The organism is Haloferula sargassicola, assembly GCF_040362925.1.
GTDB lineage: Bacteria > Verrucomicrobiota > Verrucomicrobiia > Verrucomicrobiales > Akkermansiaceae > Haloferula > Haloferula sargassicola.
In genome coordinates, this window is the sequence record NZ_BAABRI010000015.1 from 124,629 (window position 1) to 147,886 (window position 23,258).

The 23,258-nt window shown below is 66.1% G+C and carries 17 protein-coding genes; 6 read left to right on the forward strand and 11 right to left on the reverse strand.

Features of this window, described 5'->3' with window-relative positions; genetic code table 11:
• Positions 1-76 precede the first annotated feature (76 nt).
• Positions 77-3,793, forward strand: coding sequence for a phosphoribosylformylglycinamidine synthase (locus ABXH26_RS13890; protein WP_353567682.1), 3,717 nt, complete (start codon positions 77-79; stop codon positions 3,791-3,793).
• Between the two features lie 21 nt (positions 3,794-3,814).
• On the opposite strand, the gene ABXH26_RS13895 is transcribed toward ABXH26_RS13890, so the two are convergent.
• From ABXH26_RS13895 to ftsH, 9 genes are all read right to left on the reverse strand, one after another.
• Positions 3,815-4,273, reverse strand: a complete 459-nt coding sequence (locus tag ABXH26_RS13895; RefSeq protein ID WP_353567683.1) for a hypothetical protein — start codon at positions 4,271-4,273, stop codon at positions 3,815-3,817.
• A 54-nt stretch (positions 4,274-4,327) separates the two neighbouring features.
• Positions 4,328-4,765: a hypothetical protein gene (locus ABXH26_RS13900; RefSeq protein WP_353567684.1), complete on the reverse strand. Its 438-nt coding sequence runs from the start codon at positions 4,763-4,765 to the stop codon at positions 4,328-4,330.
• Between the two features lie 65 nt (positions 4,766-4,830).
• The gene (gene hisD / locus ABXH26_RS13905) at positions 4,831-6,162 is read right to left on the reverse strand and encodes a histidinol dehydrogenase (protein ID WP_353567685.1); all 1,332 of its coding nucleotides are present in this window, start codon (positions 6,160-6,162) and stop codon (positions 4,831-4,833) included.
• Positions 6,163-6,253: 91 nt separating this feature from the next.
• Entirely contained in the window at positions 6,254-6,973 is a 720-nt protein-coding gene (locus ABXH26_RS13910; RefSeq protein ID WP_353567686.1) for a purine-nucleoside phosphorylase, read from the reverse strand.
• A gap of 58 nt (positions 6,974-7,031) precedes the next feature.
• Entirely contained in the window at positions 7,032-7,967 is a 936-nt protein-coding gene (locus ABXH26_RS13915; RefSeq protein WP_353567687.1) for an aspartate carbamoyltransferase catalytic subunit, read from the reverse strand.
• Complete coding sequence (locus ABXH26_RS13920; RefSeq protein WP_353567688.1) at positions 7,957-8,607, reverse strand: hypothetical protein; 651 nt, start codon at positions 8,605-8,607, stop codon at positions 7,957-7,959. The genes ABXH26_RS13915 and ABXH26_RS13920 overlap by 11 nt, the downstream gene beginning before the upstream one ends.
• A complete protein-coding gene (gene pyrR, locus ABXH26_RS13925) occupies positions 8,604-9,125 on the reverse strand; it encodes a bifunctional pyr operon transcriptional regulator/uracil phosphoribosyltransferase PyrR (protein WP_353567689.1) in 522 nt (173 codons plus the stop codon). The genes ABXH26_RS13920 and pyrR overlap by 4 nt, the downstream gene beginning before the upstream one ends.
• Positions 9,122-10,396 (reverse strand): phosphoribosylamine--glycine ligase, encoded by a 1,275-nt coding sequence (gene purD / locus ABXH26_RS13930; RefSeq protein WP_353567690.1) that lies wholly within the window; start codon positions 10,394-10,396, stop codon positions 9,122-9,124. The genes pyrR and purD overlap by 4 nt, the downstream gene beginning before the upstream one ends.
• A 107-nt stretch (positions 10,397-10,503) precedes the next feature.
• Positions 10,504-12,849 (reverse strand): ATP-dependent zinc metalloprotease FtsH, encoded by a 2,346-nt coding sequence (ftsH, locus tag ABXH26_RS13935; RefSeq protein ID WP_353567691.1) that lies wholly within the window; start codon positions 12,847-12,849, stop codon positions 10,504-10,506.
• Between the two features lie 239 nt (positions 12,850-13,088).
• Here ftsH and ABXH26_RS13940 point away from each other — a divergent pair, with 239 nt between their 5' ends.
• On the forward strand, positions 13,089-16,586 hold the full coding sequence (locus ABXH26_RS13940; RefSeq protein ID WP_353567692.1) for an ATP-binding cassette domain-containing protein: 3,498 nt from the start codon (positions 13,089-13,091) through the stop codon (positions 16,584-16,586).
• 2 nt (positions 16,587-16,588) lie between these two features.
• Here the strand turns inward: ABXH26_RS13940 and ABXH26_RS13945 are convergent, their stop codons facing one another.
• Together ABXH26_RS13945 and ABXH26_RS13950 are read right to left on the reverse strand one after the other, a co-directional pair.
• Positions 16,589-17,302, reverse strand: coding sequence for a hypothetical protein (locus tag ABXH26_RS13945; protein WP_353567693.1), 714 nt, complete (start codon positions 17,300-17,302; stop codon positions 16,589-16,591).
• 7 nt (positions 17,303-17,309) lie between these two features.
• Positions 17,310-18,200, reverse strand: coding sequence for a ParA family protein (locus ABXH26_RS13950; protein WP_353567694.1), 891 nt, complete (start codon positions 18,198-18,200; stop codon positions 17,310-17,312).
• A gap of 2 nt (positions 18,201-18,202) precedes the next feature.
• On the opposite strand from ABXH26_RS13950, the gene ABXH26_RS13955 reads away from it, so the two are divergent.
• The 4 genes from ABXH26_RS13955 (at position 18,203) to hisH (ending at position 22,698) form a co-directional block, all read left to right on the forward strand.
• Positions 18,203-20,344 carry a DUF255 domain-containing protein gene (locus ABXH26_RS13955; RefSeq protein ID WP_353567695.1) on the forward strand — a complete coding sequence of 714 codons (2,142 nt, stop codon included), beginning with the start codon at positions 18,203-18,205 and terminating at the stop codon, positions 20,342-20,344.
• Between the two features lie 10 nt (positions 20,345-20,354).
• Positions 20,355-21,425 carry a PTPDL family protein gene (locus tag ABXH26_RS13960; protein WP_353567696.1) on the forward strand — a complete coding sequence of 357 codons (1,071 nt, stop codon included), beginning with the start codon at positions 20,355-20,357 and terminating at the stop codon, positions 21,423-21,425.
• Positions 21,426-21,494: 69 nt separating this feature from the next.
• A complete protein-coding gene (gene hisB, locus ABXH26_RS13965) occupies positions 21,495-22,082 on the forward strand; it encodes an imidazoleglycerol-phosphate dehydratase HisB (RefSeq protein ID WP_353567697.1) in 588 nt (195 codons plus the stop codon).
• Position 22,083: 1 nt separating this feature from the next.
• On the forward strand, positions 22,084-22,698 hold the full coding sequence (gene hisH, locus ABXH26_RS13970; protein WP_353567698.1) for an imidazole glycerol phosphate synthase subunit HisH: 615 nt from the start codon (positions 22,084-22,086) through the stop codon (positions 22,696-22,698).
• The last annotated feature ends 560 nt before the right edge of the window (positions 22,699-23,258 follow it).

Consider the following 23,258-nt stretch of genomic DNA (forward strand, 5'->3'; position numbering starts at 1 on the left):
CCCGTGTCATCCGGGGTCAACCCTGTCTTGCCCTCGGGGGATCCGCCGCTAACCTCCGCGGTTTCCCGATACCCTCATGCACCGTCTTTTCGTCGAAAAAACGCCGGAATTCTCCAACGAAGCGCGCCACCTCCTCCACGAACTCCGGGAATCCCTCGAGGTGCCCCATCTGCAAGGCCTGCGCCTCGTCCAGCGCTACGATCTTGACGGGCTCGATGACGCCCAGTTCGCCGCCGCCGCCCGCGGCATCCTCAGCGAGCCGCAGGTCGATCGCACCAGCGCCGCTCTCGAGCTTTCGGAAAACGAGCACCCCTTCGTCATCGAGTATCTCCCCGGCCAGTTCGATCAGCGCGCCGACTCCGCCGCCCAGTGCATCCAGATCCTCACCAGCGGCGAGCGGCCGAAGGTCGCCTCCGCCCGCGTCGTGATCCCCGCCGGGCCGCTCGGCGACGATGAGCTGGCCGCCATCAAGGCCTACCTCATCAACACCGTCGATTCCCACGAGGTGCCGCTGGAGGCCCCCTCGTTCCAGTCGAAGCCCGGCGTGCCCGCCGACGTCGCCATCCTCGACGGCTTCGTTTCCGCCGATCCCGCCCAGGTGCGCGCCGACTTCGGCCTCGCGATGTCGCCGGAGGACGTTGCGTTCTGCCAAAGCTACTTCCGCGACGAGGAAGGCCGCGCGCCGAGCATCACCGAGATCCGGATGCTCGACACCTACTGGTCCGACCACTGCCGCCACACCACTTTCCTCACGAAAATCACCGACGTCACCTTCGAGGAGGGCACCGAACCGGTCCAACGGGCTTGGAAAACCTACCAGTCCGTGCGCGAGCAGCTCGGCCGGCAGGACCGCGACGTCACCCTGATGGACATCGCGCTCATCGGCATGCGCGAGCTGCGCGCCAGCGGCGAGCTCGACAACCTCGAGGAGTCCGAGGAAATCAACGCCGCCTCGATCGTCGTCACGGCCGATATTTCCAAGCCCGACGGCACCGTCCGTCCGGAGGAATGGCTGATCCAGTTCAAGAACGAGACGCACAACCACCCGACCGAGATCGAGCCCTTCGGCGGCGCGGCCACCTGCCTCGGAGGCTGCATCCGCGATCCGCTTTCCGGCCGCTCCTACGTCTATCAGGCGATGCGCGTCACCGGCGCGGCCGATCCCACCGTGCCCGTCTCCGAAACGCTGCCCGGCAAGCTGCCGCAGCGGAAGATCTGCCAGGTCGCCGCACGCGGCTACTCGTCCTATGGCAACCAGATCGGCCTCGCCACCGGCCAGGTCGCCGAGGTCTATCACCCCGGCTACGTCGCCAAACGTCTCGAAATCGGCGCCGTGGTCGCCGCCGCGCCGCGCGCCAACGTCTTCCGCGGCACCCCCGCGACGGGCGATGTGATCCTGCTCATCGGCGGCCGCACCGGGCGCGACGGCGTCGGCGGGGCCACCGGATCATCCAAGGAGCACACCGACACCGCCCTGGAAAACTCCGCCGAGGTCCAGAAGGGCGACGCACCCACCGAGCGGAAAATCCAGCGCCTGTTCCGCAATCCGGACCTCTCGAAGCGGATCAAGATCTGCAACGACTTCGGCGCCGGCGGCGTGTCCGTCGCCATCGGCGAGATCGCGCCCTCGCTGGACATCGACCTCGATGCCGTGCCGAAGAAATACGACGGCCTCGACGGCACCGAGCTGGCCATTTCCGAGTCGCAGGAACGGATGGCTGTCTGCATCGATCCCGCCGACGTCGATTTCTTCATCGCCGCCTCGGATGCCGAAAATCTCGAGTGCGTGAAAGTCGCCGATGTCCGCGATCACGGCCGCCTGCGCATGATTTGGCGCGGCAAGACGATCGTCGATCTCTCCCGCGCCTTCCTCGACACCAACGGCGTCCAGCAGACCGCCACCGTCCGCGTCGGTCGCTGCGGCGGCCCGCCGCAGGCCGTGGCAGCGGCCTCCGGCCGCAACCTTCCCTCCCACCTCTCCGCACTCAACCTCGCCTCCCAGAAGGGCCTCGGCGAGATGTTCGATGGCTCGGTCGGGGCCTCGACCGTGCTCTGGCCCTTCGGCGGCGAGCGCCAGCTCACCCCGCCCGATGCGATGGTCGCGAAGATTCCGCTGCTCGAGGGCGACACCGACACCGCGAGCTTCATGAGCTGGGCCTACGATCCTTACCGTAGTTCCGCCTCGCCCTTCCACGGAGCCGCCTGGGCGGTCACCGAGAGCGTCCTCAAGCTCGTCTCCGCCGGCGCCCGCCTCGAGGACGCCCGGCTCACGCTGCAGGAGTATTTTCCCAAGCTCGGGGGCGATCCCACCCGCTGGGGCCTGCCCTTCGCCGCCCTGCTCGGGGCCTTCGATGCCCAGCACGGCCTGCGCCTGGCGGCGATCGGCGGCAAGGATTCGATGTCCGGCTCCTTCAACGAGCTCGACGTCCCCCCGACCCTCGTCTCCTTCGCCCTCGCACCGGGAAAGGCCTCGCTCGCCCTTTCCCCCGAGTTCAAGGAACCCGGCTCCACCGTCAGCCTCGTGGAGGTGGAACCCACCGCGGACGGTCTTCCCGACTACGACGCCCTCCGTACTTTGTCAGCCAAGCTCCATGGCCTCAACCAGTCCGGCGGCATCCTCTCGATGAAGCACGTCGGCACCGGCGGCATCGCCCACGCGCTCGCATGTAGTTGCGCAGGCAACTACCTGGGTTTCCGAACGACCGCCGCCGGAGATGCCGGCTTTTTCTATCAACCCCGGCCCTCCGCCCTGATCATCGAGCACGCCGATCCGTTGCATGCCTCCTTCGGAGCGACCACGCTCGGCACCGTCACCGCCGAGCCGGTGATCGAACTCGGCGAGGAAAAGCACGCCCTCTCCGACCTCATCGACGCTTGGACGGCCACGCTCGAGCCCGTGTATCCGACCCGCCCGGACGAGGCGCCCAAGGGCGATGCCGAGCTTATCCCGGCGTCCGGCGTCGCCGGCCCGAAGCGCTCCGTTTCCCCGATCGCCCAGCCCCGCGTCATCATCCCCGCCTTCCCGGGCACCAACTCGGAATACGATTCCGCCAAAGCCTTCCTCGAGGCCGGCGCGGCGACCCACATCGAGGTGTTCCGCAACCTCAGCACCCGTCACATCGAGCAGTCGATCGAGCGCCTCGCCGGGCAGATCCGCCAGTCGCAGATTCTCGTCATTCCCGGGGGCTTCAGCGCCGGTGACGAGCCCGATGGCTCGGCCAAATTCATCGCCACGGTCCTGCGCAACCCGCGAGTGGCCGATGCCGTGATGGATCTGCTCAAGAACCGCGACGGCCTGATCCTCGGCATCTGCAATGGTTTCCAGGCCCTGATCAAGACCGGCTTGGTGCCCTACGGCGAGATCCGCGAGGCGACCGCCGACAGCCCGACGCTGTTCCACAACGACATCGGCCGCCACCTGTCCTGCTACGCCACCACGCGGATCGTCGACAACCGCTCACCCTGGCTCGCGCTCACGCAGCCGGGTGATCTCCACCGCATCCCGCTGTCCCACGGCGAGGGCAGGTTCGTCGCTTCGCCGGCGGTGCTCGCGTCCCTGATCGAGGCCGGCCAGGTCGCCACGCAATACTGCGGGATCGACGGCAAGCCGGCGATGGACATCGCCACCAACCCGAACGGCTCGGTGGCCGCCATCGAGGGCATCACCAGCCCCTGTGGCCGCGTGCTCGGCAAGATGGGGCACTCGGAGCGTCGCGGCGTGAACGTGGCCAAAAACGTCCCGGGCGAGAAGTTCCAGCCGATCTTCGCCGCCGGCGTCCGCTGGTTTTCCTGAGCCGGAAAAGCCGGCCCGGCCTCAGATCCCCTGCTGGCGCAGGATGTCGCTGAGCTTCTTCTGGAAGCTTGCGATGTCCTCCTGCGTCGGCCGGTAGCCGGGCGTGTCCGGGTCGAGCGCCGGGCGGCCGTATTGGTCGATCATCCAGATGGCCGTGCCGCCATCGGAGAAGGTCGCCTTGCCGCTGACCATCGCCCCGGGGACCGCCACACTGTCAACGCTGACGCTGACCTCGCCGGTGGGTGCGGGGGCCTCAAGGACCTCGGGTTCCTCCGTGGCTTTCTCCTCGTTGGCCTCCTCCTTTTCCTCGATGATCTCGATGCCGAGATCGAGCACCATGAAGCGGGCGTCCATGTAGGTGATGCCGATGCCGTGCTCCTCCTTGAGTCGCTTCTGCAGGTCGGCGATGGAGGCCCCTTCCGATGCCCATTGCTGGAGGTCGGACTTCTGCGGCTCGGTCAATTGGCTGGCGCTGAACACGGCCCGATTCAGGACGTTCGGTGGCTCAATCCAAGTCCAAACCGAAGCGGCCGGTCATTCCTTGCCGATTCCCCGTTGCCGCGCCTCGACCGCCAGACGAAAAGCCGCCCGGTCGCCGTGACGTTTGACGGAGAATTTCACGCAGCAGCGCTGGCCGACGGCCGGCGACCAGGTGGCCTGCCAGAAAAGATAGGTCTCGCCGTTGGCGGCGCTGACCGCGATCTTCGAAACGCCGACGACTCCGGAAGAATTCCGCCGGGACCGTTGGCAGACGCGGGCGACCGGTTGCTGGCGGATGTCCAGCTCCTCCAACAGCTCGTCGCGCCAGGCAAGGGCCTCGCGATACGATTGCTTCGGGCCTCCGCACTGGCGGTCGCCGAAGTATTTCGCATACTTCCTCCCCCGACGCTGCAAGCGCACCTGCCAGCCGTGGGTGCTGGCATCAGGGAGGTCGATCCTTCCGATCGCATAGGTGTCTTCGGGGGTCCACATGCGAAAATGCAGTGGCACGTTTCACCGCTGGCCAAGCCTTGTCAACGTTCCGCAGCCAACATGCCTCATGCTTCGGGCATGGAACTGTCCGGCGCGGGTTCCGCCGCCGGCTGCTCGATCCTTACGGCCACCGAGCGACCGTGGGCGTCGAGTCCCTCGATGCGGGCGAACTCCTCGGCGTGGGGCAACGAGCGGGCCACCGCCTTCTCGCCGAGCTTCACGATGCTCGTGCGGCGCTGGAACTGGTCGGCCCGCAACCCCGAAAACGAACGCCCGCCGCCGCCGGTGGGCAGGGTGTGGCTGGGACCGGCGAGGAAATCCCCGACGGCCACCGGTGAGAGATTGCCGAGATAGATCGCGCCGGCGGTGCGGATCCGCTTGAGGATCCGGCGCTCCTTGGCCACCACCAGCGAAAGGTGCTCGGGGGCGAAGTCGTTGGCGATGGCCACGGCCTCGTCGAGGTTTTTCACCACCAGGGCGAACGACGACTTCTCTAGTACTTCGCGGATGATGTCGCCGCGGGAAAGCGTGGCCGCCTGGAGCTCGATCTGCAGAGTGACCTTGTCCAGCAGATCCTGGGAATCGGTGACCAAGCCGATCACACTGTCGCCGCCGTGTTCGGCCTGGGCGAGCAGGTCGGCGGCGATGCATTTGGCGTCGCCGGTCTTGTCGGCCAGCACCAGGATTTCGCTCGGTCCGGGGAGGAGGTCGATCGACACCGCGCCGACCAGCTGCCGCTTGGCCTCGACCACGAATTTGTTTCCCGGGCCGAAGACCCGGTCCACCGGCCGGATGGTCGCCGTGCCGAGCGCCATCGCGGCGATCGCCTGCGCGCCGCCGAACTTGATCACCTCCGTCACGCCGGCCGCTTTGAGGGCGTAGAGCAGGGCATCGTTGACCCTTCCATCCGGCCCGCACGGAGTGGCGGCGAGCACCTCCGGCACCTTGGCCGCCCGGGCGAAGCCTGCCGTCATGAGCGCGGTCGAAACCAGCGGAGCCTTGCCGCCGGGCACGTAGACGCCGACGCGGTCGAAGGGCACGAAGCGCTCGCCCACGCGAGCGCCCTCGGCGTTCTTGTAGGACCAGTCCTTGCGCATGCTGCGCTTGGCGAACTCGGTGATGTTCTTGAGGCTGGCCTTGATCGCCTTCTTGGTTTCCGGCGTGACGGCCTTTTCCGCCGCCTTGAATTCATCCGCCGTGACCCACCAGTCGTTGTCGCCGAACTCGGCGTGGTCGAAGCGCCGCGCGTAGTCGGTCAAAGCCGCGTCACCCCGCTGGGCGACATCGGAAATGATGCCTGCAACCGTGTCGCGCACCTCGTCCGAGGGGATCGCGCGGCGGTTCAGGGTGGCGACGAATTCCGGGTACTCCGGATCGCGGAAGGTCAGCGTTTTCATGCGGGCGGGCACTCTGCGGAGATCGGAGAATGCGGACAAGCGAAGATCCAGCCCCGCCTTCGATTGTCACCAAGGGCGGGCTCGCTCCCCCTCAGGATTCCATCCACTCGCGGAACACGCGGATCATCTTGTCGGCGGCGTTGCGACCGGTGGCCATGACATCGCCGTGGTCGAGCGTGGCGCTGGGCATGCCGGCGGCGTAGTTGGTCAGGCAGGAAAGTCCGACGACCTTGAGCCCGATCCGCTTGGCCTCCATGGCTTCCAGCACGGTGCTCATGCCCACCGCATCGGCCCCCATGGTCCGCAGCATCCGGATCTCGGCCGGCGTTTCGTACTGCGGTCCCCGTAGCCCGGCATAGACACCCGCCCCCATGTGCCAGCCGTGGCCGGCGGCGATCGCGCGCAGCCGCTCGCCGATCGCGAGGTCGTAAACGGCGCTCATGTCGACGAAGTTCGGCCCGCCTTCGAGCGGCGAGGTGCCGGTGAGGTTGAGGTGATCGGAAATGACCATCCAGCTTCCCGGTGGCTGGTCTTCCCTGAGGCTTCCGGCGGCATTGGTCAGGACCAGCGTGCCGACGCCCTTTTTCGCCATCCAGCGCACGCCCGCGGTGACGGTCTTCGCATCGTGGCCCTCATACAGATGCACCCGCCCGGCCATGGCGATCACCGGGCGGCCGGCCAGACGTCCGAGCAGGAAGGCGCCCTGATGTCCGGCCACCCCGGCGGTGGGAATGCCGGCCTCGGAGAAAGGAACCCGCTCGCCGATCTCCATCCTGTCCACGATGGAGCCGAGACCCGAGCCCAAGACCATGCCGATGCAGCTTCCCATTGGCGAGCCCTAGCAGGCCCACCCGGGGCGGGCAATGCTTTCAAGCCTCCTCGCCGGTCACGGCTCCGGGCTTGAGCCAGTAGAGCACCGACATGCGCACGGCGATGCCGTTCTCCACCTGCCGGTTGATCAGGCTGCGGCGGTAGTCCATGGCCTCGTCGCAGAGCTCTACACCGCGGTTCACCGGGCCGGGGTGCATGAGATAGATGCCCTTGTCATCGAGCTCGCGCAGCCGCTGGGTGGTGATGCCGTAGACGCGGTGGTACTCGCGCAGGCTCGGGAAATACTGGACGTCCTGGCGCTCCATCTGGACCCGCAGCAGGTAGACCGTGTCCGGTCCCCAGGCCATGGCGTCGGCGTAGTTGGTGAAACGCCGGACTCCCTCGGCGCCGTGTTTCGGCAGGAGCGATCCGGGGCCGAGGAAGGCCACCTCAACACCGAGGCGGCGGAAGATGGTGGTGGTCGAGCGCGCGACGCGGCTGTGCAGCACGTCGCCCACGATGAGCACCTTTTTGCCCGCGGGATCGGGAAATACCTCTTTCAAGGTGAACGCGTCGAGGAGCCCCTGGGTCGGGTGGGCGTGGGCGCCATCGCCGGCATTGATGACGCTGGCGCGGGTCTGGCGGGCGATCATTTCCGGCAAGCCGCTGCGGCCGTGGCGGACCACGATGTAGTCGGTGCGCATCGCCTGCAGAGTCTCGACGGTTTCCCGGACCGACTCGCCTTTGACCACGGAGGAATGGGGAACGTCGAAGTTGGTGACGTCGGCCGAGAGGCGCTTGGCGGCGACCTCGAAGGACGAGTGGGTGCGGGTCGACGGCTCGTAAAAGAGCATCAGCACCGACTTGCCCTTGAGCGCCGGGACTTTTTTGACCGAGCGGGTGAACAGCTCCTTGAAGGGCACCGCCTGGTCGAGGATGCGGTCGATTTCCTCGCGGTCGAGGGGTGCCAGTTCGAGCAGATCCTTACGAGCCATGCAGGTTGGGGAAGAAGTGGAGGATTCCGAAGGTGAGCAGGAGAATCGAGAGAATCAGAAGGAACCCGGCGTGATGAGAGGAACGTTTCCGCCGCCAGGCGATCCAGCCGGCGCCGAGCAGCATGATGAGGGCCCCGGCGGCGAGCGCACCGAAAAGCATGACATCCGAAGGGCGGCCGCGTTTTTCGAGAAACAAGGGCGCGACCAGTCCGCTCCCACCTGCCAGATAAAAGAAGCCGACCGTCCACCACCGGGCCGTGAGGTGCTTGAGATGTTCCATCGGCACCTGGGCGTTGCCCGCCCCGGTCATCAGCATGCGTTTCAGCTCGTCGCGGGTGTGACGGCGGGTCGGGAGCTTGCCTTGGGGATCCGCCCGCACCGGCTTCGGAGGAGTCACGGGACCCCGCTCGGAGCGTTTGAGGGATTTGACGACGTGAGGCTTCCGCTCGACCGGCTCCTCCGGCTCGGCAGGTGGCGGAGGCGCAGGTGCCGGATCGGGTACCGCCTGCGGCTTGACCGGGATCGGCGGCGTTTCGTGCTTGAGATCGGGCGGCGGAGGCGCGGCATCCGGAATGCCGAGGTTCGCCCGCAGCTCGGCGAGCTCCTCGGCGGATTTGCGGCGTTCCGGGAGCGGGCTCATGCGGTCTTCACTTCGACTTGGTCGATACCGTCCGTGCCTTCCAGCGAAACGTAAACGTGGTCCCGACGGTCGGTCTCGAGGGTGATGCCGACATAGTCCGGCTGGATCGGCATTTCGCGGTGACCGCGATCGATCAGCACCGCCAGCTCGATCTTGGCGGGGCGGCCATAGTCGCACAGCGCATCGAGCGCCGCGCGGATGGTGCGGCCGGTGAAAAGGACGTCGTCGACGAGGATGATGTGCGTGCCCTCGATTTCGAAATCGATCTCGCTGCCCTGAAGCTGCGGGTTTTCGTGGAGGTGTTCGTAGTCGTCGCGGTAGAGCGAGATGTCGAGCGTGCCGTAGAGCAGGTCCGCATCGTCCTCGGACAGCACCCGGCAGACCCGTTCGGCGACCTCGTCGCCGCGACTGCGGATGCCCACGAGGGCGACCGGCTGGTCCCCCACCCGCTCGCGGATGGCCTTGGCGAGGGCTTGCACGCCCTCCTCGATGGCGTCGGCGTCAAGGGTGCGGCTCATGCGTTTTCGAAGTGAAGAATCCCGATGTCGCGGCGGCGCTGGACACCATCGAAGCAGATCTTGTCGGCCTCCGCGTGGGCGGCTTTGACCGCGGTCTCGCGGTCCGGGCCGCCGGCGACGACCGCCAACACACGCCCGCCATTCGTTTCCCAGCGGCCGTCATCGGCCAGCCGCGTGCCGGCGTGATCGACGCGTTTGGCTTGGTCGATGCCACGGATGATGTCGCCTGAGCGCGAGCTTTCCGGATAGCCGGCCGAAGCGAGCACCACGCAGACGCTCCAGCCATCGTCGAAGGTGATCAGGTCGGGCGAAAACCCGCCCTTCGCCCCGGCGAGGCAGAAGCCAGCGAGATCGCCGCCGACCAGCGGCATGACCGCCTGGCATTCGGGGTCGCCGAAGCGGCAGTTGTATTCGATGACCTTCGGTCCGTCGGGCGTGAGCATCAGGCCGAAATACAGGAAGCCCCGGTAAGGCAGACCGTCCTGGTTGAGGCCGGCCACGGTGGGCGCGACGATCTCCTGCTCGATGCGCTCCAGCATCTCCGGTGCCACCAGTTTCCGCGAAGCGACCGCACCCATGCCGCCGGTGTTCGGGCCGAGATCGTCCTCGCCGAGCCGCTTGTAGTCACGGGCCGGGGTGAAGATCAGATAGCGGTCGTCGATGACCGCCGCGAAGATCGAAACCTCCGGGCCCGTCAGGCATTCCTCCACCAGCAGATCCCCGGGGCCGAAACGGCGCTGCTCCATCACTTCGGCGAGGAAGCTCTCGGCGATGGTTTCATCGTTGCAGACCGCGACGCCCTTGCCCGCGGCGAGGCCATCGAACTTGAGCACGACCGGGTAGCGGCCGCCGATCGCCGCGCGGGCTTCGTCGGCGGTGGAGGCCAGGGTCGCGCCACCGGTCGGAATGCCGTGGCGCTTGAGGAATTCCTTGGCGAAAGCCTTCGAGGCTTCGAGCTGGGCCGATTCCTTCGGCGGTCCCCAGCACGGGATGCCGGCCTTTTTGCAGAGGTTGGCGAGCCCCTCGTCCTTGACCAGATAGCTTTCCTCGCCGGCGACACAGAGGTCGATGGCGTGGGTCTTCATCCACTCGATCAGGGACTCCAGCCCGTCGGCATCGACCGGCTTGGCCATCTTGAAAATCGCATCGCTGCCCGGGAAGCAGAATACCTCCGGCGCGCCGGGGCTCTCCCCCAGCGCCCTCACCAACGCGTGCTCGCGCCCGCCCTTCCCTACCACGAGAATCTTCATTGCCGCGCCGTTGTCGGGCATCGGCCGCGCGCCATCAACTCCGAAAAGGTCTCATGGCGCGGTCGGCCGGTCGCCTTCCCCGGAAAAGCAAACCGCCCCGGCCTTGCAAGGACGGAGCGGTGGGAAAATCAGGCCGGGGCGCCGGCGACGGTGCCCGGGAGCGGGCCGTCATCGTCCTCCTCCGGGGTGCCCGAGCGGGGCTCGGCCTTCTTCTTGGGCGGTTCGTCGGGCAGCGAGGGCGGCTTCGGCGAACTCGGCGGGTCCTTCATTTGGCCGTGCTCGATGAGGTCGAAGATGTGATGGGCATCAAGGGTCTCATACTCGAGCAGCGCCTGCGCGATGAGTTCCAGCTTGTCGCGCTTTTCGAGCAGCAGCCGCTTGGCATCGGTGTAGGCACGGTCGATCACGCGGCGGATCTCGGCGTCGATCTTCTGGGCGGTGGCCTCGGAGTAGTTGCGATCGCGCGAGATGTCGCGGGCCAGGAAAACCTCGCCCTGATGTTCGCCGTATTCGACCATCCCGAGTTCCTCGCTCATGCCCCACTCGCAGACCATCTGGCGGGCGAGGCGGGTGGCCTGGCGGATGTCGCCGGAAGCGCCGCTGGTCACGTCGCCGAAGGTGATTTCCTCGGCCACGCGGCCGCCCATGGTGACGATGAGCTGCTCCACGCCCTGCCGCTTGTGGAAGTGATACTTGTCCTCCTTCGGCAGGTGGAAGGCCGCCCCGAGATAGGGTCCGCGCGGGATGATGGTGACCTTGTGAAGCGGATCGACATGCTCCAGCGTAGCGAGCAGCAGCGCGTGGCCGGCCTCGTGATAGGCGGTCGTTTTCTTCTCATTCTCGCTGAGCGCCAGGCTGCGGCGCTCGCGGCCCCAGCGGACCTTGTCGCGCGCTTCCTCGAGTTCGGCGAGAGTCACCGCGTTGAGTCCCTTGCGGGCGGCGAGCAGCGCGGCCTCGTTGATCAGGTTGGCGAGTTCCGCGCCGGAGAAGCCGGGCGTTCCGCGGGCGATCACGCCCAGCTCGGTGGCGGGCGAGAGTTTGATCTTCTTGGCATGGACGCCGAGGATCTGCTCGCGGCCCTTCACATCGGGCAGGGAAACGGTGACCTGGCGGTCGAAACGGCCGGGCCGCAGCAGGGCGGGATCGAGCACGTCCGGACGGTTGGTCGCGGCGATGATGATGATCCCCTCCTGGGTATCGAAGCCGTCCATTTCGACGAGCAGCTGGTTGAGCGTCTGCTCGCGCTCGTCGTGGCCCCCGCCGAGGCCGTGGCCGCGGTGGCGGCCGACGGCGTCGATTTCATCGATGAAGATCAGGCAGGGCGCGTGCTTCTTGCCCTGCTCGAACATGTCGCGCACCCGCGAGGCACCGACGCCGACGAACATTTCGACGAAGTCGGACCCGGAAATGGAGAAGAAGGGCACGTCCGCCTCGCCGGCGATGGCGCGGGCGAGCAGGGTCTTGCCGGTGCCGGGAGGACCGACCATCAGCACGCCCTTGGGGATCGATCCGCCGAGCTTCTGGAACTTGCGGGGATCGCGCAGGAAATCGACGATCTCCCACAGTTCCTCCTTCGCTTCCTGGATGCCGGCGACGTCCTTGAAGGTGACCTTGTTGTGATCGCGCGTGAGCAGCCGGGCCTTCGACTTGCCGAAGGACATGGCACCCCGGCCGGCGGCCTTCATTTGCTGGCGGAACAGGAAGAACAGCAGCAGGATGATCAGCAGCACGGGCAGGAAGGTGAGCACGATGCGCCCGAACATGCCGTCGTCGCTGATGTATTTGGCATCGGAGTTGGCAAGCAAGCGGCTGATCTCATCGGACTGCACGTAGAGCGAGGTATCGACGATGAACTGTTGGAGCTCCTCGGCCTTCGGAGCCGGCAGAGGGCCCACGGGGACGCGGGCGTAGCCGGTGAGAATGGCATCGTAGTCGGTCGAGTGAAGCGTCAGCGGGCGGTTCGGATCATCGGTGATGACATAGCCGTTGGCCATCGAGCCCCGGAAATCGGAGAGGGTGTAGAGTTCATCGGTCTCCAGGGATGCGGGCAACTGCTCCTCGTGCTGGCGTTGGGGCAGATGCTCGCCGAGGGCGTGAATCACCTGCTGCTCCTGCTCGGTCCGGCGACCGAATGGAACCTGGAACGACACGATCTTGGTCTCGAGCTTCTCAAGGTTCGGCTTTTCCCGATACCATCCTGTCACGGAGGCCTTCGAGCTGCCATCGGATGTTTTGACGACCAGTGGCTTATGCGAGTCATCGGTGATGATCAGGCCTTGGTCCCACTTCTTGTGGAATTCGTTGAAGCTGATCTGCTTCGGCTTGCCGTTGAGGTCCTTGGAAAAGAAGGCGACGCCCAAGGCGAGCAGCGCCAGACCGAGGAAGATCGCAAGACGCCAGTTGAATCCCGGGACGTTGTTCGGACCACGCGGGCCGGGGCCCTGGGGACTACGATTCTGAGATGGATCGGACATGATGTTACTTGAGGCGGGGGCGGTTTCCGCTCCGCGCGGAAGGACTTTAGCACGAGGAGCCAACCTCGGCAAAGGCGAGGGAGACTAGTCCGGGTTGCTTAAAAGGAAACCCCATTTTTCCGCGCTTTCTCTCATCCTTTCCCGCGGTTGGACGAGCTCTCGCGCGGGGCCGGAAACCCACGGCCATTTTCCCGTGGAGGTTCTTGCCGGGCGGTGCTGCTTCACCGAGCATCCGCGCCATGCCCGACCGGCCCCACGATGACCCCGAAGCGGCCTCTCCGGCACCCAGGCCGGCGCGCCGGAGCTTCGGGCGCCGGGCGCAGGGCTCGGCCAGCGGACGGGTGCTGGGGATGATGGTGGATGCCTTCGCGGGCTTCGCCACGCTCGATGGCAAGCTCGACCCCGGCGAGGCGGAGCTGATCCTCGACCTGTTGCGCAGTGCCTTTCCGGAAGCCGACCACTCGTGGCTCGCCCGCCGGGTGCGCCGGGCCGTGCGCGAGCCACGACCGCTGCCAAATATCGCCGCCGAGCTGCGGGAATTCCTGACCGACCCGGAGAAGATGGCGGTGGGTCTGCAGCTCTACACGCTGGTCGATGCGGTTGGCCGCAGCGAGCGCAGCCGCACGGCCTTCGAGGTCTTCATGCGCCGGCTCGGCCGGCCCGACCACGCGCGCCAGATCCTCGAGGAAATGGCCGGCCAGGCGATGCACAGCCCCGCGGCCTTCGAGCGGGTGATCTTTGGTCATGGTGAGGAAGCCGACGTGGCCCTGCCTCCCCAGGCCAAGGACCACGGCTTTCGCGTCTATCGCGTGGCGGACCTGGTGCTGCTGCGCAACACCGGCCAGGCGCCCCTCTGGGTGCGGGGACGCTCGCTGGAGCCGGGGAATTTCCTGCGCATGCGGGCACGCCAGCAGTTGGTGGTACCGGGCTGGACGCTGACCTCCGAGGATCTCGTGTTCTTCCTCAACGTGGCGCTGACCGGCAACCACTCGACGATTTTCCTCGCCTCCACCGAGGAAGGCTGGATCAGCGAGCGATCGCGCAGCCGGCAGAGCACGATCCGGATCCGTTTCGGGCTCTCGGCCGAGATCGAGGCGCTGCGGCGGACTTCGGCGGTGGTGGTCGGTCGCGGACCGCTGGTGCCGGGAAATCCGGTCGATTGCACCCACCACGAGCGGATCAGCGGGGACCACGGGTTTTCGGCCTCGCTTGACATCCTGAGGCGGCGGGCCGCGGAGGCGGGCGGTCGTTTCCGGCTGAATGCCGACCAGCGCGACTTCCGGATCTCGAACGACCCGGCGGTGATCGAGCGCGGCGACCTGCTGCTCAGTCCCGGCCTGGCACCGCGGGTGGTGCTGCGGGTGCGCTTCGATCCCGAACGCCAGCGGGGTGACGTCTACGTGCGGGAGGCCGCCGGACCGGTGCTGGCCGACGGCGTGCCGGTCCGCGCCTCGGCCGAGCTGCGCGAGGGCTCGGTGATCCGCATTTCCCGGACCCAGGCGCTGCGCTGCCGCTTCCGTGAGGGCATCATCGACGAGGAGCGGAACCTGATCGAAGTGCTCCGCGTCGAGGACCTGCTGCACCATTTCAGCCGCGAAAGCCGGGCGCTCGACAATCTGTCGTTCGAGGTCCGGCGCGGCGAGGTGATGTGCATCATCGGCCCCTCCGGCAGCGGCAAGAGCACCCTGATGAGCATTCTGGCCGGCCACCGCCGGCCGACCCGCGGCCGCATCCTGCTCAACGACACCTCGCTTTACGACCACCGCGAAAGCCTGCTGCCCTTCATCGCCCACATGCCGCAGGAGGAGGCGCTCAACCCCCAGCTCACCGTGCGCGAGCACCTGCGGCACGCCACCGCCATCCGCCGGGCCTCGCTGCCGGCGAGCGAAATCGAGCGCCGCGCCGATGGCATCCTGGCCGAGCTGGGACTTCAGGCCCTGTCGCGGCGACGGGTCGGGGCACCCGGTGAAAAGACGCTCAGCGGCGGCGAGCGCAGCCGGCTGAACCTCGGGCTCGATCTCGGCAGCGCAGCGGAGCTGTTTCTGTTCGACGAGCCGATTTCCGGGCTGTCGTCGAAGGACAGCGAACACGTCGCCGAGACGCTGCGCTCGCTGGCGCGCGACAAGATCGTCATCGCCTCGCTCCACCGCCCGGGCGCCAACGTCCTGCGGCTGTGCGACAAGGTGCTGCTGCTCGATACCGGCGGCCGGCTGGCCTACTTTGGCTCGCCCGTGGGGATGATCGAGTATTTCCGCGAGGCCTGCGGCGAGCTGGGCATCCTCCACCCCTCGATCGAGGCCAAGATGCCGCTCGGGGCGGATTTCGTGTTCGACGTGCTGGAGACGCCGCTGGCCCAGATCGGGGGCGGACAGAATCCCACCGGCGCCCGCCGTTTCCCGCCGAATTTCTGGCAGGAACGCTACGAGAGCCGGGTGCTTATCCATTCGCTCGGCTCGAAAGGCACGCCGCCTTCGCGGATCGAGACCCTTCCCGACCTCGCGGGCCGGGGCATGACCACCTTCCGCCGCGGCAGCGGCACCCTGCGGGGAAACCTGCGCGTCTTCCGGACCCAGTTCGCCCGCGCGATCTGGTCGAAGCTGCGCAACCGGGGCACGCTCTACGCGACCCTGATCGAGTCGCCGCTGCTGGCGGCCCTGATCGCCATCACGCTGCGCTCCTCACCGGAGGGCCCCTACGAGTTCAAGACCGCGCTGCACATCCCCGCCTATCTGTTTCTGTCCGCCACCGTCGCGATGTTCCTCGGCCTCACGAACTCCGCCACCGAAATCCTGCGCGACCGGCCGGTGCTGCGGCGCGAGCGCAACACGCGGCGAAGCATGATCCTCTATGTGTTCGCCAAGTTCGCCGCGCTCTCGCTGGTGGCCTCGGTGCAGTGCTTCATTTACACCTTCCTCGGCCACCGGATCCTGGAAATCCACGGCACGCTCCTCGACCAGTGGCAGTGGATGACCCTGACCGCCTGCACCGGCACGGCGATGGCGCTCCTCGTTTCCGCCGTGGCGAAAACCGAGCGCGGTGCCCTCACGGCGGTGCCGCTGCTGCTGGTCCCGCAGATGCTGCTGGCCGGCGCCCTGGTCCCGTTCCGGGAAATGAACCGCGGCCTGTTCCAGGATGCGACGATCGAGCGCGAACGCGGCGGCATTCCGGTGCCCGCCAAATACGTGCCCCTGCGTTACGCCTTCGAGGGCATGGTGGTCACCCAGGCCATGCGGAATCCCTTCGACCTCGAAAGGATCCGCATTCAGCGCAGGATCGACGCCCTCAAGGACATGCCCCCGCCTCTGGCACCGAACATGGCCGAGCGATTTGACGTGATGAAATCCGCACTGCAGGCGCTGGTCGGAGCCGATGCCACCCATCCGGCGGATGCGAAACGCCGGGCATCGGCGCTGATGAACATCGCCCGCGGCGGCACCCGCCTTGAGCTGGAGGCCTTTCCGATCCGCCCCGACTCTCCCGAGGCACGGCCCTTGTCCGACTTTTTCGTCAACAAGCGCATCGAGCTGATGATCGAGGAGGCCAAGGCCTTCCGCACCGACTACCGCAACGAGGAAATCGGACGCACCGCCGACATTTTCCTCTCCGACAAGAAGCCGTGGTTCGGCCGCGAGATGTCGACCATCCAGTCCTCGGCCTTGATCCTGTTTTTCACCATCAATGCCTCCTGCGGGCTCGCGACCCTGGCCCTGATGATTCAGAACCGGCGCACGAACTGAACTCAGTGGCGCACCGGCCGCGCCACCTGCTCGAGCGCGGCCGCCACCGTGCGGACATCCTTGGCATCGAGCGGCGTCGGCAGCACCACGCCGAGCACCAGGCAGCCGAAGGCGGTATCGACCGGCACCACCGACAGGAAGGCATCGGAGCCGATCTTGACGTGGACGTTGCCGGCCTCGCCCTTCACCGGCCGATAGGCCTGCGCCAGACTGCGGGCCAGGAAATGAAGTTTTGCGAAGGCGGGATCATCGATCACCGGGTTGCCATCGCGGTCGAGCACAAAGGCACCGCGCGACTTGAAGTTCGCCTCCAGCCACTGGCGGAAGCGGGCCATGCGCCGGCCGAGCGTGCTTTCGTCCGATGTCGGCGGGGGCTCTTCGGCGATCACGGCCGGCACGGGCTCCACCTCCTCCGCCGGCTCGGGCGCAGGCGGCAGTGGGGGCGGGGCTGGTGCCTTGGGTTCCGCCTCGGCCGTCGCTGGCGGGAAAAACGGTTTCGGCGGCGGTTCGGCGGGGCTTTCCTCGGTCGCCACGGGAGGTGCCGGCGGACGCACCACACCCTGCCCCGGCGAGCCCGGGACCACGTAGCCGACGAAGGTCTCGTCGAAGCCGGCATCGTCGGGGGTGCCGACCCCCGTGGTGGTCATCGGAGCGACCAGCTGGGAAGCCATCTGCCGCACCGCTTCCGCGTCCATCCATGAAACGATCGGGTCCATGGCCGGATCAATCGCGGGGCACGGGGGGCTGGAGATTGAGCTTGGCCTCGACCTCGGCGCGCAGCGAATCGAACACCGCCAGGGCACCCACGCCATCGTCCATCACGCCCACCGGCAGGCCGCGGGCGCTCGCTTTCACAAACAAGGTATCGCGCGGAATCATGGTCCGCAGCACCAGCTCGGCCGGCAGCAGGTTCTTCAGCGCCTCCACCGAGTCGCGGCTCTCCTCCATGTCCTTCTGCACCATGGTCAGGCCCACGCCGATGACCTTGAGCCCCGGGTGGATGACACGCAGCCGGTTCAGGCCCTCCAGCATCTTCGGCAGCGACCGGATCCCCAGCGGCTCGGCCTGCTGGGGGATCACCACGCCGTGGCTCGAACAAATCACGTCCGCCGTAAGGCCGAACAGCCCCGCCGGCGTGTCGATCAGGCAGATGTCGTAGCCGCGCGCCTCGACCGCCCGCAGGAAGCTCCGCACCCGCGAAAGGTGGACGCCGGTGGGCGTGCCGCCGATTTCATAATCCCCGCCCTGCCCCGCGGTCACCAGGCTGAAGGTCTCCATGCGGGTCGGCACGATGATGCGCTCCAGAGCGATCCCGGGATCCGAGATGTAGTCGTAGAATCCGGACAGCAGCCGCGACTGGCGCGTCAGGGAGAGCCCGACGGAACCCTGCGGGTCGGCATCCACGAGCAGCGTGCGGTAGCCGACCCTGGCGAAGGCATGGGCGAGATTGATCGCCATGGTGGTTTTGCCGACCCCGCCCTTCTGACTTGAAATTGCAATACTGATCACGCTGCTATCCTCCGGAAACCGCGGCTGAGCGTAGCTTGCGCTTGTAGGGGCGAAAGACTTTTCTGCAAGGTTGTCCGCGTCGCCCCGGCGGCGCAACCGTTTCACTCATGACCCGTTCATACCGCATCCTCGCGACCCTCGCCCTTGCCTGCGGGCTCACCGCCTGCGGCGGGAAAAAACAGGCTGCCGCCAAGTCTTCGGCACCACCGGTCGTCCCCCAGCAACTCAAGGAGAACCAACTCGCCGGAACTCCATCGACCTTCCTCAGCAACCACGCCGGCAGCCCGGTCCACTGGCAAACCTGGCGCCCCTCGCTGCTCGATGACGCAAAAAAGAGCCAGCGCCTCATCGTTGCCCTGGTCGGCTCCGCGCGGTTTCCCGGCAGCGCCGAAACCATGAAGGTGATCAATTCCTCGCCGGCGCTGGTCGAGCGCCTGAACAAGAACTTCATCCCGGTCCTGGTCGATGGCGAGATCAGCCGCGACACGATGTTGATGAGCGCCGCGCTGGCTTCCGAGCTGGGAGAGCCGGTGGCGTTTCCGTTTCTGGTCGTGCTGTCGCCCGATGGTGCCCCGGTGACATGGAAAGTGATGTCCTACCTGAGCGACGCCGCGGTGATCGATCGCTTCGAGCAGGCGCTGGGAGTCATCGAGCGGCTGTGGCGGGAGTCACCCGACTACGTCACCAATGACAGCCTGGCCAAGCTGAACCACCGGCGGGAAAACCCACCCGAGCCCGAGCCCGAGGTCAAGGACCCCGATCAGCGCCTGGCGACCTTGGCCGAAAGCATGCGTGAGCTGTGCAGCCTGTGGGACGATACCTCGGACACCTTCGATAATCTCGGCGGCCTGTTCCCCAGCGAAGCCCTGTCGTTGCTGGCCCGCGCGTCCCATGCCCAGGCGCTGCCGGAGCCGCTGCGCGCGAAATGCCGCAAGGTGGCCGACGGCCTGGCCACCTCGGTGCTGCGGAGTGCGATGATCGATCCGCTCGATGGTGGAGTCTACCCGGCCCGCATCGGCATTTCGTGGAATTTCCCCGTTCCCACCCGCGACAGCATCACCCAGGCGGAGGCCATTGCCGGATTCATCGATCTCCACCATTTCCTCGGCTACCCCGGAGCGGTCGGCCTGGCCGAGCGGGCGGCCCATTTCAGCGAGGATAACTTTCTCAATGACGACGGGCTGTTCTCCGTCACCCGGGCCATGACAGCGATGCAGCCGACCCACGCCCTATGGACCATCGGCGACCTGTCTCTCGGTCTCAGCAGCGAGGAATTCGCGGTGTGGAAGGTGGCCTCCGAAATCAAGACCCTCGGCAACCTCCCACCCGAGGCCGACCCATCGCGCCGCACCTTCCGCATGAACGCCCTGCACATGGCCCTGAGTCCGGAGGAAGTGGCCGCAAAGGTCGGCCGGCCCGTCGATGAGGTGAAGCAACTGCTGGACTCCGGCCGCCAGAAGATCCTCAGGGCCCGGGAAACCCTCCATCCGGAGCCGGAAAAGGACGACACCCCCTCCGCCACCGCCAGCTTCATGATGATTTCCGCCTATTGCCATCTCTACACCGCCACGGGCGACGGGGAGTGGAAGCAAAAGGCCGTGAAACTCGGGCAAAAGTGCCGCGAGGCCTTCGGGCAGGCCCGTTTCCTCAACGAGAGGCCCGGAGCCAACCCCGACCCGATGAGCGACAGCCGCGCGTTCACCTACGCCATCGCCGCCCGCGCCTCCCTCGATCTGGGAGCGGTGACGCTGGACGACCAGTGGAACCGCTGGGCCAGCGATCTCATGACCCTGCTGGGGGAAAACTTCGCCAACCCCGAGGGGGACCGGCTGTCGGAAAGCCGCGAGGGCTTTGCCATCATCCCCTACCCCTTCGAAGACCGCGCCATGATTTTCGGCCCTTCGACCCACGGCATCGTCCGCCAGAACCTCCAGTCGCTGTCCAAGCTCGATGAGCCGGTCCCGCCCGGCCTGATCCGCTGGCTCACTTCGTTGCCCGACCTCGGGCGGAGCCCGATCATCTACATGGATTCCGTCTCCGCGCTGGTGTCGGAGTTCGACGCAGCCTCGCTCTGGGTGGGGGCTCAGGTTTCACCGGACGCCCGGGAGGCGGCCACCCGGCTGCCCCTGCGGACTTTTGAGCGGAAATCCGGGGGTTCCGACCCCCAAGCGATCAAATTCATTGCACCCGGAGGACAGGAAAGCATCTTGCCTTCGGCCGCCGATGTGAAAGCTCTGGTGGGCCAGTGACCTCAATCTCATGAATCCTAAAAAAGCCGCCATTTTTCTCGCTCCCCTGCTCCTTGGAGCCGTCAGCGCCGACACCATCCGACTCAAGGATGGAACCAAGATCGAGGGTACCATCATCTCCGAAACCGACGACTCCTACGTCGCCCTGGTGCAGGTCACGCCGTCCATCCGCGACCAGCGGACGATCGCCAAGTCCGACGTCGTCGCGGTGGTCGCCGAGTCGAAGGACGAAAAGGAGTTTCCTGAAATCAAGGAACTGGTTCCCACGCCCGACATGCTGAGCGTCGATGACTACGAAAAGCGGATCAAGAAGGTGCAGAAATTCCTCAGCGCCTATCCCGATACCTCTTACAAGTCGGCCGCGAAAAAGATCGAGGCCACCCTTCAGGAAGAGCTGAAGGCCATCCAGAAGGGCGGCACGAAGGTCGATGGCAAGATCGTCGCCGCCGACGACCGCGAGGCCCGCGCCTATGGATTCGACGCCCAGGTCCAGTTCGAGAAATTCAAGGATCTCGTCGATGAGGATCAGTATATCCTGGCACTCCGCCAGTGGGACAAGCTGGCCGCGGACTTCCCGACCACCCAGGCGTACAAGGATTCGGTCCCGGTCGTCTCGAAACTGATCAAGGACGTCCACACCATGCTCGGCAAACAAGTCCGTTCGTTCGACGAGCGCAAAATCAAGCGCAACGAGGACTTCAAGAGGATGCCCACGGAAGAAAAGCCGCGGACGAAGAAGGCCATCGAAGACGAGATGGCGCGCTACGAGTCCCAGCTCGAGCAGGAGAAGAAGGCCGGCGAACGTTGGATCTCCGTCAATATCTGGCACATCGAAGGCATGCGCGAACTCCGCGGCACCCTGGCGAAGCAATACCAGGAGCTGAAGGACCTCGATGTTTCCGCGATTCCCGATGGCGACAAAGCCTACGCCGAGGCCTGGAAGACCCTGAAAGGCGAACCGGAACCCGAAGACGCCGCCGCCGCCCTCAAGGCCGCCAAGGACGCCGGGGTGACCGAGCCCTACATGAAGAAGCTTGAGGAGATCGCTCCCGAAGGCGTCACCGCCGGTTCGGATTCCTGAGCGCATCCCCTTCTTTACCCACCCCCGCGTTGACAGCCGGCCTGCTCCAGCTGTCAATGCGCGGCAGCCATGCCACGCACCGCCACCCGCTCCCGCGCCACGGCCGAGACCCGCATCGAGCTTTCCATCGCTCTCGACGGTTCCGGTGACTCGTCCATCGAGACCGGCGTGCCGTTCTTCGACCACATGCTCACGCTGTTCTCGAAGCACGGTCTTTTCGACCTGCAGCTCACGTGCGAGGGCGACATCGAGGTTGATTACCACCACACCGTGGAAGATGTCGGGATCGTGCTTGGCGAAGCGATTCGCGATGCCCTCGGCGACAAGCGCGGCATCCAACGCTACGGCTGCGCCCACCTGCCGATGGATGAAACGCTTGCCCGTGTGGTGATCGACCTCAGCAACCGCCCGCACCTTGAGTTCCGGGCCCCGGAAACGACGGCTTCGGCGCCCAATTTCCCCTTCACCCTGGTGGAGGAGTTCTGCCGCGCGGTCGCCTCCAACCTGCGCTGCAACCTCCATGTCGAGCTGCTCTACGGTCGGGATGGCCACCACATTGCCGAGGCCATCTTCAAGGGCTTGGCCCGCGCGCTGCGGGATGCCTGTGCCATCGATCCCCGCGTGACCGGCATTCCCAGCACCAAGCAGGCCCTCTGAGATGCCGGTGAAAGTGGGAATCATCGACTACGGTGCCGGCAACCTCCGGAGCGCCGCCAATGCCGTGCAGGCCCTCGGGTTCGATCCGGTGTTGCTGGCACGGGATGAGGGATTTGACGGCGTCACCCACCTTATTTTCCCGGGGGTCGGTGCCTTCGGGGATGCCATGGGCGAACTCCACCGTCGCGGCCTTGCCGATCCGATCCGGCAGTGGATCGCCGCCGACCGACCTTTTTTCGCCATCTGTGTCGGCTATCAGGTGCTGTTCGACTCCGGCCTGGAAAGCCCGGGCGTGCCCGGTCTCGGCGTCTTCCCCGGAAAGGTCGTCCGATTTCCGGAGGACGGGCGCAAGATTCCCCACATGGGATGGAACGCCGTCCGACTGCTCGATCCTTCCGATCCCCTGTGGGCCGGCCTCGGCGCCCAGCCTTATTTTTACTTCGTCCACTCCTTCTACCCGGAGCCGGAGGGTTCCGATCTGATCGCCATGGAGTGCGACTATGCCGGCACCCGCTTCGCGGCGGCCATTCGGCGCGGGAACCTCATCGCCACCCAGTTTCACCCGGAAAAAAGCCAGCAAGCCGGTGTCCGGCTGCTAGGCAATTTTCTGCGATAACCTCGTCACCCGTTAGGTTCGTCCGGCTTGTGAATAAGTCCGGGAAAACTCACGCGGTGTGCCAAGGTGACGTTTTCGCCTCGATCTTATTCAGCGTTAACCTGCAGAGCCGTCGTGAGGCTCTTCATCATTCAAACACTAGTTTTTCACTTGGGAATTCCTGTGAACAAAACTAAAACTCGTTGAGCTTCAGTATCCTGAAAAGATGTGATCGGGTTTCCTCGAATTCTTCCCAACTTGTTCACATCCAGGCGGCCCGGCCGCCGTGAGCTTCGCGACCGATAAGAAATGCGGAGCAGCATCTGCCAATCGATGCGGAAGAACCTCAAGGCGATTGTGAATAGCCTGTGAATCGACCGGCCCGCCTGCCGTTTTCGTTTCCGCTACGGAGAATCATGGGAAGGCGGCGATCGCCGAGTTCAACGGCGACGGGTGAGCCGGACCCCGAAAATCGGTCCAATGGTTAAGCTATGATTGTGGAGCGTGGGTTGGTACCGCAAACCGAACCGAACACGCACAAAATGAAAGGCAAACGCAGAAGACACGACCCCGAGTTCAAG